General features: G+C 66.2%; 16 protein-coding genes. 3 read left to right on the top strand and 13 right to left on the bottom strand.

What is annotated here, in order from left to right; translation table 11 throughout:
- Positions 1–143: 143 nt before the first annotated feature.
- Genes CA833_RS07245 through CA833_RS07235 form a run of 3 tightly spaced genes read right to left on the bottom strand, consistent with a single transcriptional unit; the run spans position 144 to position 2,794 of the window.
- Complete coding sequence (locus CA833_RS07245) at positions 144–1,136, bottom strand: LLM class flavin-dependent oxidoreductase (RefSeq protein WP_207079654.1); 993 nt, start codon at positions 1,134–1,136, stop codon at positions 144–146.
- Positions 1,136–1,996, bottom strand: coding sequence for a hypothetical protein (locus CA833_RS07240; protein WP_242526312.1), 861 nt, complete (start codon positions 1,994–1,996; stop codon positions 1,136–1,138). The genes CA833_RS07245 and CA833_RS07240 overlap by 1 nt, the downstream gene beginning before the upstream one ends.
- Positions 1,997–2,041: 45 nt before the next feature.
- The gene (locus CA833_RS07235) at positions 2,042–2,794 is read right to left on the bottom strand and encodes an alpha/beta fold hydrolase (RefSeq protein WP_207079652.1); all 753 of its coding nucleotides are present in this window, start codon (positions 2,792–2,794) and stop codon (positions 2,042–2,044) included.
- 1,147 nt (positions 2,795–3,941) lie between these two features.
- On the opposite strand from CA833_RS07235, the gene CA833_RS07230 reads away from it, so the two are divergent.
- A complete protein-coding gene (locus CA833_RS07230; RefSeq protein WP_207079651.1) occupies positions 3,942–5,276 on the top strand; it encodes a glycosyl transferase in 1,335 nt (444 codons plus the stop codon).
- A gap of 329 nt (positions 5,277–5,605) precedes the next feature.
- On the opposite strand, the gene CA833_RS07225 is transcribed toward CA833_RS07230, so the two are convergent.
- The 3 genes from CA833_RS07225 to CA833_RS07215 are packed head-to-tail and all read right to left on the bottom strand — an operon-like array spanning position 5,606 to position 6,411.
- Positions 5,606–5,794 carry a hypothetical protein gene (locus CA833_RS07225; protein WP_207079650.1) on the bottom strand — a complete coding sequence of 63 codons (189 nt, stop codon included), beginning with the start codon at positions 5,792–5,794 and terminating at the stop codon, positions 5,606–5,608.
- 6 nt (positions 5,795–5,800) lie between these two features.
- Entirely contained in the window at positions 5,801–5,992 is a 192-nt protein-coding gene (locus CA833_RS07220) for a helix-turn-helix transcriptional regulator (protein WP_142636398.1), read from the bottom strand.
- Complete coding sequence (locus CA833_RS07215; RefSeq protein WP_142636400.1) at positions 5,989–6,411, bottom strand: hypothetical protein; 423 nt, start codon at positions 6,409–6,411, stop codon at positions 5,989–5,991. The genes CA833_RS07220 and CA833_RS07215 overlap by 4 nt, the downstream gene beginning before the upstream one ends.
- Positions 6,412–6,784: 373 nt before the next feature.
- Between CA833_RS07215 and thrS the strand changes: the two genes are divergently transcribed.
- Both thrS and CA833_RS07205 read left to right on the top strand, forming a co-directional pair.
- Positions 6,785–8,797: a threonine--tRNA ligase gene (gene thrS, locus CA833_RS07210; protein WP_207079649.1), complete on the top strand. Its 2,013-nt coding sequence runs from the start codon at positions 6,785–6,787 to the stop codon at positions 8,795–8,797.
- Positions 8,794–9,468 carry a spermidine synthase gene (locus tag CA833_RS07205; protein ID WP_142636404.1) on the top strand — a complete coding sequence of 225 codons (675 nt, stop codon included), beginning with the start codon at positions 8,794–8,796 and terminating at the stop codon, positions 9,466–9,468. The genes thrS and CA833_RS07205 overlap by 4 nt, the downstream gene beginning before the upstream one ends.
- A 172-nt stretch (positions 9,469–9,640) precedes the next feature.
- Here CA833_RS07205 and CA833_RS07200 read toward each other — a convergent pair whose 3' ends face one another.
- The 7 genes from CA833_RS07200 to CA833_RS07175 form a co-directional block, all read right to left on the bottom strand.
- Positions 9,641–9,859: a hypothetical protein gene (locus CA833_RS07200; protein ID WP_207079648.1), complete on the bottom strand. Its 219-nt coding sequence runs from the start codon at positions 9,857–9,859 to the stop codon at positions 9,641–9,643.
- A 30-nt stretch (positions 9,860–9,889) separates the two neighbouring features.
- Complete coding sequence (locus CA833_RS07195; protein WP_207079647.1) at positions 9,890–10,231, bottom strand: hypothetical protein; 342 nt, start codon at positions 10,229–10,231, stop codon at positions 9,890–9,892.
- A gap of 29 nt (positions 10,232–10,260) precedes the next feature.
- A complete protein-coding gene (locus tag CA833_RS07190) occupies positions 10,261–11,148 on the bottom strand; it encodes a bestrophin family protein (RefSeq protein WP_207079646.1) in 888 nt (295 codons plus the stop codon).
- Positions 11,145–11,387: a hypothetical protein gene (locus tag CA833_RS07185; RefSeq protein ID WP_207079645.1), complete on the bottom strand. Its 243-nt coding sequence runs from the start codon at positions 11,385–11,387 to the stop codon at positions 11,145–11,147. The genes CA833_RS07190 and CA833_RS07185 overlap by 4 nt, the downstream gene beginning before the upstream one ends.
- A 210-nt stretch (positions 11,388–11,597) precedes the next feature.
- Positions 11,598–11,723, bottom strand: coding sequence for a hypothetical protein (locus CA833_RS27160; protein ID WP_255535877.1), 126 nt, complete (start codon positions 11,721–11,723; stop codon positions 11,598–11,600).
- Positions 11,724–11,796: 73 nt separating this feature from the next.
- Positions 11,797–12,777: an agmatine deiminase family protein gene (locus CA833_RS07180; RefSeq protein ID WP_207079644.1), complete on the bottom strand. Its 981-nt coding sequence runs from the start codon at positions 12,775–12,777 to the stop codon at positions 11,797–11,799.
- The gene (locus CA833_RS07175; RefSeq protein ID WP_207079643.1) at positions 12,774–14,483 is read right to left on the bottom strand and encodes a M28 family metallopeptidase; all 1,710 of its coding nucleotides are present in this window, start codon (positions 14,481–14,483) and stop codon (positions 12,774–12,776) included. The genes CA833_RS07180 and CA833_RS07175 overlap by 4 nt, the downstream gene beginning before the upstream one ends.
- Positions 14,484–14,537: the final 54 nt, after the last annotated feature.

The raw sequence follows: 14,537 nt of genomic DNA, 5'->3' as shown, positions 1-14,537 counted from the left end.
GCGCAGCCGCGTTTTGCACTCCCTGCGGCGCAGCCAATATGTCTCCCGACGCCCCCATGGGCGCGCAACGGATAGCGCAGGGGACCACGGAGACGGTATTGGGGGTGCAGGGGGGCTATGCTCCCCTGCTTAATCCTTCTTCCTCAGGCCTTGACGCCTTCCATGGCCCCCATAGCCAGTTCCAGCGACCGCACTTGCGCATCCGGGTCGAACATCGCGCCCGAGACGATCAGTTCGTCCGCCTGCGTACGCTTCTGGAAGGCGAGGATTTCGTCGCGCACTTTCGCCGGGGTGCCGATCGCGCTGACCGAGCGGACTTGCGCCAGCATCGCGCGGGCCGAGCCGGGCAGGCTTTCGCGGTAGTCGCGGATCGGCGGCGGCATCTTGCCGGGCGTGCCGGTGCGCAGGGCGACGAAGCTCTGGTCGGTGGAGGAGGCGAGGTAGTGGGCTTCCTCGTCGCTGTCGGCGGCGTAGACGTTGATGGCGGCCATGAAGTGCGGCTTGTCGAGCACTTTGCCGGGCTGGAAGCGTTCGCGGTAGATGCGCGCGGCTTCGTCGAGCATGGCCGGGGCAAAGTGCGAGGCGAAGGTGTAGGGCAGGCCCAGCATCGCCGCCAGCTGCGCGCCGAAGGTGCTGGAGCCCAGGATCCACATCTCGACATCGGCGCCGACCGCCTGCGGCGAGGAGACCCCGCCCACCGCCTGTCCGGCAAAGCGGGCCTGCAGTTCCGCCACGTCCTGCGGGAAATGCTGCGAGGCGCCGACGATGTCCTTGCGCAGCGCATTGGCAAGGCGCCCGTCGGCGCCCGCCGCGCGGCCGAGGCCAAGGTCGACGCGGCCGGGGAACAGCGCGGCCAGCGTGCCGAACTGCTCGGCGATCACGTAAGGGGTATGGTTGGGCAGCATGATGCCGCCCGCGCCGATGCGGATGGACTCGGTCGCCGCGCCGATATGGGCGAGCACGACCGAGGTGGCGCCGCCCGCGATCCCGTCCATGCCGTGGTGTTCGGCCACCCAGAAGCGCTTGTAGCCGGCCTTTTCGGCGACTTGCGCGGTGCGGGCGGAGATCGCCAGCGCCTGGGAGACCGTGCCGCCTTCGCGGACGGGGACAAGATCGAGAACGGAGAGTGGGAGCATTATCTGGCCTTTGCGGGGGGCGCCTTGGCGTCGGAACCGAGTTGGGTGAGGTAACCCCTGGCGGTAGCCGCCTGCGGGCTGTCCGGGCTGGTGGCGACAACCGAGTTCCAGCTGCGCCGCGCCGCCTCGTTGCGGCCCGCAAGCACGGCGATGACGCCTGCCTCGAGGCCGACTTCGGGATCCTGCGGGGCCAGCGAGGCGGCCTGCTCGATCTGGGTCTGGGCCTCGATCAGCTTGTTCTGGCGGCGCGAGAGGGTGGCGGAGAGCAGCCAGGCCTGGGCATTGGCGGGATCGGCGGCGCGGGCTTCGGCCAGCGCGTTACCCGCCTCGTCCGGCTGGCTGAGCGCCACCAGCGCCCGCGCGCGGTCCAGCGCGATCGAGGCCAGCAGTTCCTTGTCCTCGGTCTGGCGGGCATCGGCGGCGGCAGGGGCGAGCAGCGAGAGCGCATCGCCCGGCTTGCCGTCGGCCAGCGCCGCGCTGCCCGCCATCGCGCCAAGCCGCGCGCGGCTGGGATGGTCTTCGAGATCGGCCGCGTCGCGCGCCTGGACAAAGGCGGTGCGCGCCTCGCCCCAGCGGTCAAGCTGGGAAAGCGCGGCGCCGAGGCAGAGCCCGGCGCGCACGCGGGCACGGCCCTGCGCCTCGGCCATGGCCTTGCGGGCGATCTCGGCGGAACCGGCGGGATCGGATTCGACCGCCAGCATGCAGCCGGTGTTCGATTCGGGAATGGCGGGCCCTGCGGCCTGCGCCGCCTGCTCGGCACGGCGCTTGCGCTCCTCCTCCATCTTTTTCTCGACGATCTCCTTGGGGAGCTGCGAGGCGTAAGGGCTGGCGATGCCCGCCGCATCGACATTGGCTTGCATCAGGAGGAGGGGAAGCAGCAGGGGCATGGGGGGATGGTCTCCGGGTCAGGCCGCCGGGTTGCGGGCGAGGACCAGCTCGGCCACGCTGCGCAGGAGCAGGTGGATGTCGGCATCGCGCGAGAGGCGGTGGTCGCCGTCCTTGATGAGAGTCACCTGCACCTCGGATGAACGCAGCTTTTCGGCCAGCCGCACCCCGATTTCCCATGGCACGTCATCGTCGCGCTGGCCGTGGAGCAGGCGCACCGGGCCGTCGAAGGGAATGACCTTGTCCAGCATGAGGTTGGCCTGCCCGTCGGCCCAGAAGCCGGGGTGGGTGGGCGTGGGTTCGGGGCCGTAGGGATTGTCTTCCCAGATCGTCTCGCCATCGGCGAGAACGTTCTTGTCCATCTGGGCAATACCCCATTCGGTAAAGTCCGGCGCGGCAGCAATGCCGACCATGCCCTTCACGCGGTCTCCCAGCTTCTCGGCAACCATCAGCATCAGCCAGCCGCCCATCGACGAGCCGACCAGCAGCACGTCACGCAAGTTCGCCGCCTCGATCAGCGCGATCACCTCGTCCCGCCAGCGGCTGAGGGTGCCATGCTCGAACGCGCCGGGGCTCTGGCCGCAGCCCGAATAGTCGAGCAGCATGCAGGCGCGGCCGCTGGCCACCGCCATGTCGAACAGGGCCGCGGCCTTGCTGCCGGTCATGTCGGACATGTAGCCGGGCAGGAACACGATCGTCGGGCCGAGGCCGGGCGTGAAACGATGGGCGATCTGACGCCCGTCGGGCATCTCGTGGAAACGAAGTTCGGTCATGCGCGCGATAGTTGGGGGCACGGACCGGCGGGGGCAAGAGGCCAGGCGGGAAAGAAGGGCGGATGGTTGTGGCTGCTTTTAGGGATTTTCATCCTCATGCAGGCGTTCCGGATTCGCCCCATGTCGGACATTCACCGTCGTAAAACTATTTGGCGTTCAAGACCGTTGCTACCGTGGGGATGCGGGATCAGTTGCTGTTAATCAGTTTAAGTGCGAGGGTCTCGAAATGATTAGCCAACGGCATATTCATCGTCAGCGCAAAGCCATGAACGTAATGCTCGGGCTTACCGCAGCTTTTTTGACGCCTCTGTGGCTAGCAACAATTTTTGATCAACTGTTTCATCTCGGCTTAGGCTGGGATAGGCAGCTACTTTGGCTCGCGCCATCAGCGGTCCTATTCATGGTAGTTTTCCGCTTTTTCTGCATCAGTATCTTTCGGTTCGCAGGGGGTGTATTCAAAGACCGCTAGCGCCCCATTGTGGTCGTTATGGTAAATTCGAACTGCGCTTCAGCATTGTCAGCGCAGGTGTTCAGCTTATAGTCTGGCCATGAACTTTGTGCGCCCGATAATGCCGCCCCGTGCGTCCGAACTGTTTTGTTTTGCAATGGGTGGTATTGTCGCGGTTGGGTCGCTAGCGTATTTGATCTGGAGCGATTTCAGAGGCTTGGTTGAAACGACGGAAGTGCCGTTATTTTGGCTACGTTTCTTGCTCGCGGAGTCGCCGTTGGTCCTACTTGGCGTACTATTTCGGTATCATCGGATCCGGAAATTGGCGGCGTTGCGCGAGTACGAGCGCATCTTGTCACAGCTTTCAACAAAAGCGTAGACGTCCGCTCTCCACCCAAAGCTGCCCTCTCCACCCGCTCAGGCTGAGCTTGTCGAAGCCCCTGCGAGCCGTGGCGCAAGGCAGACGTTCCGAGGGTCCGGGGGATCTCCTGAGTTTATCGAAGGGCCCCGGAATCTTCCCTTCCTTTCTTCTGAAACCGTCCGCCTGACCCGCAGCGATCCCGGCTTCTGCCGCGATGACGGAGATCTGCGGGATGGTCGAAGCCCATTTCCCGCTCCCCCCCGTCCCAACGGTTGCCCCCGAAGCGCCGAACCGCGTAAGGCGATGTTAAAGCACCTCCCTCAGGATGCCGCAGCATCATGTCCGCGCAGATTCTCGATTTTCCGACACGTCCCGGCCGGCTGGCCCTGCGACTCGAATGGTTCGCCACCGAGCGGTCGGTGCTGCTGGCGATCTGGGCGCTCTATTTCGCGCTGCGGGTGGCGGTGCTGTTCATCGACCTGGTGCCGACTTCGGATGCCGAGTGGTATTTTTCCCGTGCGGCGAGCCTTGCCGCCGGGCGCGGGTATCTTGGCAATGACGGGGCGCCGACCGCGTTCTGGCCGGTCGGCTGGCCGGCGGTGCTGGGTTTGGCGTTCAGCCGGTTCGGCGCCTCGGCGGTGACGCTGGGCGTGTTCAACCTCGTCTCCTCGCTGCTGATCGGCGGGCTGACGCTGGCGCTGGGGCGCCGCCTGTTCGCCAGCGAGGCGGCGGCGCGGCTGGCGCTGCTGCTGCTCGCGGTCTATCCCAATGCCATCGGCTACGTGCCGCTGGCGCTGACCGAGGTGTTCTACACGCTGCTGCTGATGGCGGGGTGCTGGGCGGTGATCGTGCGGGAGAACCGCTGGCAGCTGGTCGGCGCCGGGCTGGTGTTCGGCCTGGCCACGCTGGTCAAGGCGCAGACGCTGGTGGTGGTGCCGCTGCTTTTCGCGATCGACTGGCTGCGGATGAAGCCGATGGGCAAGCGCCTGCCCGGCCTCGTGCTCGACGCCCTGGTGGTGCTGGCCGCCGCCGCCGTGGTGATCGCGCCCTGGACGGTGCGCAACCGGGTGGAGCTGGGGCACTGGGTCATGGTCTCGACCAATGGCGGCTACACCTTGCTGACCGGCAACCACGACCGCGCCAATGGCGACTATTCACCCGATGCGCCGGTGGTGGACCGCCTGATGGCGCGCGGCGATCTCGACGAGGTTGCCCGCGACGGCGAGGCACGGCGGCTGGGCATGGCGTGGATCAGGCAGAACCCCGGAAAGTTCCTCGCGCTTGCCCCGCGCAAGCTGGCGCGGCTCTGGCTGCCCGATGGCGAGGCAGAATGGGCCTATCAGGGCGGCGCGCCGGGGTATGCCGGGGCCGAGGGGGTCTACCGCGCGGTGCGCTGGATCAACCAGGGCTATTACGGGCTGCTGATGCTGGGCTTCGCGCTGGCGCTTGCGGTGATGACCCTGCGCCGCCGTCATGACCGCATGCGCTGGGCGGGCTGGTGGCTGCTGCCCTATGGGCTGGCGCTCTATCCGACCGCGATCTGCCTGGTGTTCTCGGGCCAGTCACGCTTCCACTATCCGGTCATGCCGTTCGTGTGCATGGCGGCGGCATGGGTGGTGGTGGCGGCGCTGGAGCGGCTGGCCTGGCGCAAGCGCCGCGTGACGGTTCACTGAGCGGGCGATCGAAACTTCGCAAAAAGCGAATCTTGCAGCACCAGACCAACCGTGGCCCAACCCCTAGGTCGTAAACGCATAAACGGCACCATCGAGGTTTGCGGCAAAATGGCTCAGCGGCAGGAGGGAAGACGCTGGAATATGTCGATATTTCAAGACTTCCCGACGCAGCGCTGGGCCATTTTTGGCAAATCCCGCAGCGACGCCCAAATGGCTTCCATCTCGAACCGAAGCGGCCTTGGACGGGCAACCAGCCCGCCCGGCGGCACCTTCGGCCCGAGCTGTTCGCCATTTGGGCGCCTCGATGGTGCCGTTTATGCGTTTACGACCTAGAGCAGAACGGGTCCGATCACGCGAACGATGATAGTGGTGCCGGTGGGCGCGCCGCGCTCCGCCGTCTCATGACGGGCGGACAGGCTTTCGTGCAGCGCACCGAGGCCAAGGCCAAGCGCCGCCACGATAGCCACCCACGCGCCGATCCTGCGCCCGCGTCCTGACAGGCCCGCCCGCCCGTTCATCGTCCATCACCCCTTCTGGAATATGTCCTCGATCCTCATATCAAAGATCTCGGCGATGCGAAATGCCAGAGGCAAGGAGGGATCGTAACGCCCCGTCTCGATGGCGTTGACGCTCTGGCGGCTGACGTCCAGCCGCTCGGCGAGATCCTGCTGGCTCCAGCCGCGCCGGGCGCGCAGGTCCTTGAGGTGGTTCTTCATGCCGGGCAGTGGGCGCCCATGGTCAGGCGATTGAACAGCATCCCGACAAACAGCCCCAGCGCCCAGAGCGGGAAGACAAAGAACAGCGCCAGCCTGGGCACCGTGGGGGCGAACAGTTCGAGCAGCCCCCAGACACTGCAGACGGCCAGGGTGAATGCGGTCGCCACCAGGAACTTGCGAATTTCCAGCATGCGCAAGTACTCGTCCTCGAGCTCGACCAGCAAGCGCCCCATCGCCCAGACCCAGCCGACAACCGCCAGCCCCGGCAGCAGGGCCAGGCCGATCGTGCGGGCATCGGCCGGCGCATGGTCGGGAATCAGCCGCACCGCAAGCGCGATCGCCCCGACATAAAGCAGGCTCAGCGGCAGCATCCGGCGAAGATAGCGGCGATAGGCGGGGTTCTTGCGAAAAGTCGTCATGTCGAAAACCACTCCGGTCCGCGCCGGAGCAGCCCGGCGGTCATGTAAAGCAAACTTGTCACCCCGCATCATTGGAGTCAAGCGTCCTTTACATTCACAATGACGGGATGACATCCCGGCCGGCAATCGCTACATTCGCACCGATGACGCAGCTGTGCACCACCACTGGCACGACCACTACCACCACCCGGCGCTCCCGGGGACGGTGGGTCGCGGCCTGAGCAGGCAGCCACCGTCGCCCGGGGTTCGGGCGAGCGGCGTCTCTTTCCCGAATCGAGCGAATTTCTAAGGCGCAAAAGCTTCACCCGCGCGCGCGCCTGTGCCATTGGGCCACAAAATCGGCGCGCAGCCGGAAACCGGAAAGACGAGTTCGATGTCCGAGATGTTCAAGATCAGCCTGCCCGACGGTTCGGTTCGCGAGATGCCGCAAGGCTCCACCCCTGCCGACGTCGCCGCCGCCATCGGCCCCGGCCTTGCCAAGGCCGCGCTTGCCGCGAAGATCGACGGCGAGCTGGTGGACCTCAGCCGCCCCTTCACCGGCGATGCCAGCCTCGCGCTCGTCACCAGCCGCGACGAGGACGAGGCGCTCGACCTTGCCCGTCACGACTTTGCCCACGTCATGGCCGAAGCGGTGCAGGCGCTGTTCCCCGGCACCCAGATCACCTTCGGCCCTTCGACGGCGGACGGTTTCTACTACGACTTCGCGCCCAATCCGGAGCGCGGGCCGTTCACCGACGAGGACCTGCCGGCGATCGAGGCGGAGATGCGCAAGATCATCGCCGCCGACAAGCCGCTGCGCCGCGAGGTCTGGGACCGCGAGACGCTGATCAGCCGCTGGAAGCAGCAGGGCGAGAACTTCAAGGCCGAATGGGCCGCCGAACTGCCGGGCGACGAGCCGCTGACCGTCTACTGGTCGGGCGAGGACTGGCTGGACATGTGCCGCGGCCCGCACCTGCCCTCGACCGGCAAGCTGGACCCGGCGGCCTTCAAGCTGACCCGCGTTTCCGGCGCCTACTGGCGCGGCGACCAGAACAACGCGATGCTCAGCCGCATCTACGGCACCGGCTGGCTCAACAAGAAGCAGCTGGCCGCCCACCTCACGCGCCTCGAGGAAGCCGCCAAGCGCGACCACCGCAAGCTCGGCAATGAGATGGACCTGTTCCACCTCCAGGCCGAAGCGCACGGTTCGGTGTTCTGGCACCCCAAGGGCTACGTGATCTATCGCGCGCTCGAGGATTACATGCGCCGCGCCGTCAGCCAGGCCGACTGCAAGGAAGTGAAGACGCCGCAGGTCATGGACGCGCGGCAGTGGGAAGCCTCGGGCCACTGGGGCAAGTACCGCGAGAACATGTTCGTCATCCCCGACGAAGTGCCCAACACCGAGGATGACGGCCCGATCATCTCCAACGACGCGCAGTGGATGGCCTTGAAGCCGATGAACTGCCCGGCGCACGTCTTGATCTTCAAGCAGGGCATCAAGTCCTACCGCGACCTGCCGCTGCGCATCGTCGAGAACGGCTGCTGCCACCGCAACGAGCCGCACGGCGCGCTGCACGGGCTGATGCGCGTGCGCCAGTTCACGCAGGACGACGGCCACATCTTCTGCCGCGAAGACCAGATCGTCAGCGAAGTGCAGGCCTTCTGCGAGATGGCGGACCGCGTCTACAAGGACTTCGGCTTCACTTACGCGATCAAGCTGGCGCTGCGCCCGGACAACCGCATCGGCACCGAGGAGCAGTGGGACAAGGCCGAAGCCGAACTGCGCGACGCCGTCGTGCGCGCCGGCCTCGCCACCGAGGAGTATGGCTGGGAAGAACTTCCCGGCGAAGGCGCGTTCTATGCGCCCAAGCTGGAATGGCACCTGACCGACGCGATCGGCCGCACCTGGCAGGTCGGCACGATCCAGTCCGACCGCATGCTGCCCGAACGCCTCGACGCCCACTACATCGGCGAGGACGGCGAAAAGCACCGCCCGGTCATGTTGCACCGCGCGATCTTCGGTTCCTACGAGCGCTTCATCGGCATCCTGATCGAGCACTTCGCCGGCAAGCTGCCGGTCTGGCTCGCCCCGGTCCAGGCGGTCGTCACCACGATCGTCTCCGATGCCGACAGCTATGCGCAGGAAGTCTCGCAGAAGCTGAAGGCCGCTGGCGTGCGGGTCGAGACCGACCTGCGCAACGAGAAGATCAACTACAAGGTGCGCGACCACTCGCTGAAGAAGGTTCCGCATCTGGTGGTGGTCGGCAAGCGCGAGGCCGAGGAAGGCACCGTCGCCATCCGCACGCTGGGCGCCGAGCACCAGAAGGTCATGACGCTCGACGAGGCCATCGCCATGCTCAGGACCGAATCCACCGCGCCGGACCTGCTTGAAGGTCTTCCGGCATGATTCGCCGCGAGCTGATCGACACCGCGTGGATTCCCGATGGGGAGAAGCTGGAGCTCTACAAGCACGATTCCGATTACATGATCGTGCTGGGGCACAACGAGCTGATGTCCACGCGCAAGTGGGGCAGCGAGGAAGCCCTCGCGACGATGGCCTACGAGCGCATCAAGGGCATCACCAAGCGCCCCCACTTCCTGATCGGCGGCTACGGCATGGGCTTCACCCTGCGCGCCGCGCTGCGCACGCTGCCCGAGGATTCGAAGATCACCGTGGTCGAACTGGTGCCCGAGATCATCGAATGGGCCCGCGGGCCGATGGCGGAGCTGGCGCAGGGCTGCCTCGACAATCCGCGCGTCAATCTGGTGATGGGCGATGTGGCGCACGTGATCGACGGATCGCGCGCCGCCTACGATGCGATCCTGCTCGACGTCGACAATGGCCCCGACGGGCTGGTGCGCGAGGACAACAACGTCATCTATTCCAAGGCCGGCCTGCGCGCGGCGCGCAATGCGCTGACCCCGGACGGCGTGCTGGCGGTCTGGTCGGCGGGCGCCGATCCCGCCTTCACCCGCCGTCTGGAACGCGCCGGGTTCAAGGTGGACGAAGTGAAGGTGCCCTCGCGCAGCAACGGCAAGGGACCCAAGCACGTGATCTGGTTCGCCACGCCGGAGTGATCCCGGCGGGCGGATCTCCGCACCCGACGTCCGCAATTCCAATACTTGCGTCGCCCCCGCGAAGGCGGGGGCCCCGCTTCCTTTGCGCCCCGCCTCAAGAAAAAGCGGGATCCCCGCCTTCGCGGGGATGACGGGGAGAGGTTAGACTGGATTGTTTGAAACGTCCGGATAGTCAGCCCCGCAGGCTGCGATCCCCGCGCGCCCGAATCCGTCGCGCCTTGGCCCGTCCAGCCGCTGCCACCAGAACACTGGTGCTCAGCAGAATGCCCGAAACCAGCATGCCCACGGCGACCAGTCCGGGCGGGCTGAAATCGGTGCGGGCGTCGAGTTCCGCCCATTTGCCCAGCCGTATGCTGGCGCGGGCGGTCTGGCGATCCTTGGAAAGACGCATCACGGCTCCTTAGCGCGAGTTGCGCAAAGGTTAGCCCTCCTGCGCCAGCCGATCCAGCCAGGCCTGCGCCTGCCTGGGCTCCCCCACCGCATGCGAGGATACCGGCCCGCACGCGGCGAGGAATTCGGCGTGAAGCGCAAACGGCTCCATATCGAGCTGATCGCGCAACGCGTCGATCTCGTCGGCCAACTCTGTGAGCCCGTCCACCAGCGGCGCGGCCTTGGCGCGGGCCTGCTTGTCCTTGTTGTGGCCGAACAGGCCCCACTGCCCCGCCGCCGTCACCTTGAGCGCCGCGACCAGCGCGGCGCGATATTCGCTTTCGAGTTCGGCGCGGCGGGTGTCCATGCGCTCAAGACGGTCTATTTTGGCCATGGACCGCCTCTAGAGCGTTTTGGGCGCAATCACCACAGGATGCCGTGCTTGTCCGGCAGGATCGGCGGCGGCGCTTCCTCGCCGATCGACTGGAGCAGGTCGATCTCGATGGTGCGGCACATGGCGTTGAGCGGCAGGTCGTGCACCGTATTGGCGAAGGGATCGACCAGATCGTCGCCGATCGCCAGCACCGCCAGGAACATCACGCCCGCCAGCGTCGAGCCGAGCGGCGTCGCCACGCCCAGCGTCTCGACCAGGCCGATCGGCAGCAGGATGCAGAACATGTGGGTGAAGACGGTGGGGAAGAAGCGGTACTGGTACGGCAGCGGCGTGTTCTTCAGCCGCTCCATGCCGCCCTGGGCATTGGCGATGTCCACCAGCACGGCTTCCATCTGCGTCTGCTGGATGGTGTCGATCCAGCCCTTGCGGCGGGCCTCGTCGATGCGGCGGCCGGTATCGTCGAGAATGCCGTTGGCGACATTGGTGCGTTCCAGCGATTCGTCCGCATCCCCGCGCGAGAGCATGCGCAGCACTTCGGCGTCGGGCTTGATGCGGCGCAGCTGGCAGCGCAGCGCGTTGACGTAGGCAATCTGGCGCAGCACCACCCGGCGCTTCAGCTCGGTGGCTTCCGGATCCGGCATGAAGTTGCGGGCACTACGCGCGATGTTGCGGCTGGCATTGATCATCAGCCCCCAGAGGCCGCGCCCTTCCCACCAGCGCTGGTAGGCGGAATTGCTGCGGAAGCCGAGGAACAGCGCCAGTGCCGAGCCGAACAGCGTCACCGGCAGTTCGGGCGCATGGAACGGCAGCATGAAGTACGTCACCGTGACGATGACGTCCCAGACGAACAGCAGGGTAATCGGCTTCCAGATCTCGCGCAGGATCTGGACGGGTTGCAGCGAAGGGGTAACGATCATCGGTTGATGGATTCCTCCACGGCAGTCGCCGCCTTATCCTTGACGGGGATGGCCGTCTTTGTGGTGGCGGCATGAGAGAGCGCGACCGAGGTTCCCGAAACCGGCCGCAGGGTGAACCATTCGGCCCTGTCGACGGCGACCAGGAAGCCCAGCACGCCCAGGCCGAACAGCAATAGCAGAAAATTCCCGATCAGCGATTGGCGAAGACGCGCCCGCTCGGCTTCGGTCGTGGGTTGCATGGGGTATCTCCAGTTCAAGTCGCGTGAACGCCTAGATTGGGAGACGATGATTTCGTTTGCATCGACCAATCGTGACAATTCATTGCTGCATCGCAGCAGACACGATGTGCAGTGCAGCAGAAACGATAAGACGCAATCGGGTGCGTCAAAACATTTTGAAACAGAATGGAAAGTTTTCCGGCGCGTGTGCCGAGAGCACATTCCCGCCGATCAGAAGGGCAGTTCGGCCCTGGCGAGAATCAGCGCCAGTGCGCAGCCGCACACGACCATGGCGCGCAGAATCTCCGCCGCAACGGCGGGACGGGCGATGGGGGCAAGGGCAAGAATGCGGGCCATGAAAGGAGTCATGCGCCGGACAGGGTTGCCAATCGGTTAAGGCGGCGGGGAGCGCGCGGCTCCCCGCCGTTTGTCACGTCGAGGGCATCTGCTGGCTGGAGCAGTGGAACGAGCCGCCACCGGCCAGAACCGCATCGGCCATGACGCCCACGGTCTCGCGATCGGGGAACAGTTCGGCGATCGCGGCAATGCCGTCCGCGTCGTGCTCGGTGCCGTAGATCGGCACGACCACCAGATTCGAGGTGATCGCGAAGTTCATGTAGCTGGCCGGCTCGATTCGGCCGTCCGACTCGACCCGCCCCGGCGAGGGCACTTCGCGCACGGTCACCCCCATCGCCTCGGCGCGGGCCTTGGCATCGGCATAGATCGCGGCGTTGGGATCGTTCACCCCGGTCGCGCGCGGCAGCGCCAGCACGTTGGGCGCCACGAAACGCGCCAGATTATCGACATGGCCGTCGGTATGGTCGTTGATCAGGCCGTCGCCCAGCCACAGCACACGGTCATAGCCCAGATCGCGCTTCAGGCGCATTTCCAGATCATCGCGGCTCAGGTGCGGGTTGCGGTTGGGGTTGAGCAGGCACTGTTCGGTGGTGGCGACGAGGCCGGTGCCGTCGCCGTCCAGCGCGCCGCCTTCGAGAATCCAGTCGGAGGTTTCCACCTCCAGCCCGGCATCGCGCGCCAGTTCCGCGCCGATTTCCTGGTCCCCGTCCATCAGGTACTTGCCGCCCCAGCCGTTGAAGCCGAAGCGCATGGCCTTGAGCGCGCCCGTGCCGTCAGCACAGACCAGCGGCCCGGTATCGCGCAGCCAGACGTCGCCATAGCGGCGCACTTCCAACTTCACCTTCGACGAGACGAGCGAGGCCGCGCGCACGCGGTTGGCCTCGTCGCGCACGATCAGGCGCACTTCCTGGCCCGATTCGGCCACGGCCGAGGCAAACTCGGCCATCTGCACTTGCGCGGCTTCGAGAAAGCCCGGCCATTCCACCGGATCATGCGGGAAGCCGATCCAGATCCAGTCCTGCGGATGCCATTCGGGGGGAAGGGCGAACGTCACTTGTGGCAGCCTCCTTGAGCCGCCGCGCAAGCCTTGTCGCGGATCGCGCGGAATTCGTCGGTTTCGTGCCAGTTCGGCCAGAAGTCCGAATCGGCGAGCGTGCGGCCGAGCCGATAGTAGAGCCCCGCGCTCTGGGCAATGCCGTCCCAGTTCCAGCTTTCCGAGTATTCGTCCTTGGGGCCGTGGTAGCGGTTCGAATTGTAGTCCTCGCTGGCCGCGTCGCCTGCGGCCTTGCCGCCGTCCACCCAGTCGGTGCTGGCGGCGATGTCGAACATCGGCACCCCGCGCTTGGCCATCGAGAAGTGGTCGGAGCGGTAGTAGTAGCCGCGCTCGGTGTGTTCCTCGGGCGCTTCGGTCAGGCCCTCGTCGATCAGTTCATCACGGAAGATCGCGGTAAGGTCGGACTTGTCGCCGCCCGTCATCGCATAGGAGCGCGTGCGGCTGCCCGGCATCAGCGCGTCCATGTTGACGCCGCCGACCGTGTGGTCGAGCGGATAGACCGGGTTGGCGGCGTAAAATTCCGAACCGAGCAGGCCCGATTCCTCCAGCGTCACCGCGACGAAGACCTGGCTGCGCGCCGTAGCGCCGGCCTTGCTGTTCGCCTCTGCAATGGCGGCCAGCGCGGCGACGCCGGTGGCATTGTCGACCGCGCCGTTGCAGATGCCGTCGCCGGTCTTGTCCGGCGTGCAGTGGCCAAGGTGGTCCCAGTGCGCCGAATAGAGCACGTATTCATCCGGGTGCAGCTTGCCCGGCAGCACGCCGACGACATTGTGCGAGGTGGAGCGGCGGATGGCGTTGTCGAAGCCGAGGCTGACCTTCAGGCCCAGCGGCACCGGCTTGAAGCCCTTGTGCCTTGCCGCCGCCGACAGCGCGGCGAGATCCTGGCCCGAAGCCTTGAGGATCGCCTCGGCTACCGGCTTCCGGACCCAGCCGTTGGCGGCGGTCTGGTCCATGTCGTCGTTCGGGGTGGCGACGCGGTACTGCGCGCCGGTCCAGCTCGAATTGACGACGTTCCAGCCATAGGCGGCGGGGAACGTGTCGTGCACGATCAGCGCGGCGGTCGCCCCCTGACGCGCGGCTTCCTCGAACTTGTAGGTCCAGCGGCCGTAATAGGTCATGCGGCGGCCCTTGAACGGGCCTTCCTCGGTAGCCGCGTCATAGTCGGCATCGTTGACCAGGATGACCGCGGTTTTCCCGTGCATGTCGATCCCGGCATAGTCGTTCCAGCCCAGTTCCGGCGCATTGATGCCGTAGCCGACAAAGACCAGTTCGCTGTCCTTGATGCGGGTCTGCGGCGTCACGCGGTAGCTGGCGGCCACATAGTCGTCGCCGAACTTGAACGAGAGCGGCACCTTGCTGCCCGTCACCGTCAGCGCGGAATGGTTGCTGCCGGTGATCTCCACGGTCGGCACGTCCTGCAGCCACTGGCCCTTGTTGCCCGGCTGGAGCCCGGCGTTCCGGAAGGACGCGATGATGGTGTCGAGCACCTTGGGCTCCGCACTCGTGCTGGGCGCGCGGCCTTCGAAGTCGTCGGAGGACAGCGTCTTCACCAGCCCCTTCATCGTCTCGACCGAAAGCTGCGGGGCCGGCTCGGCGGTCATCGGCGGCGGCGGCAGGGCGGTGCCCTTGGGCAGCTTGGGCGCGGCCACAGCGGCCGTGCCGAGGCACAGCGCAGCAGTGGCGAGCAGGGAAGCGGTGCGTTTCATTGTCTGGGCGGACCTGTTGTATTTTGGGATGACCGGCCTCGTGCCAGAGGCAGG

Source organism: Novosphingobium sp. KA1 (genome assembly GCF_017309955.1).
In the GTDB taxonomy this organism is placed as follows: Bacteria; Pseudomonadota; Alphaproteobacteria; order Sphingomonadales; family Sphingomonadaceae; genus Novosphingobium.
The sequence above is the reverse complement of the archived record's forward strand: the minus strand, read 5'-3'. Positions and strand labels throughout refer to the sequence as shown.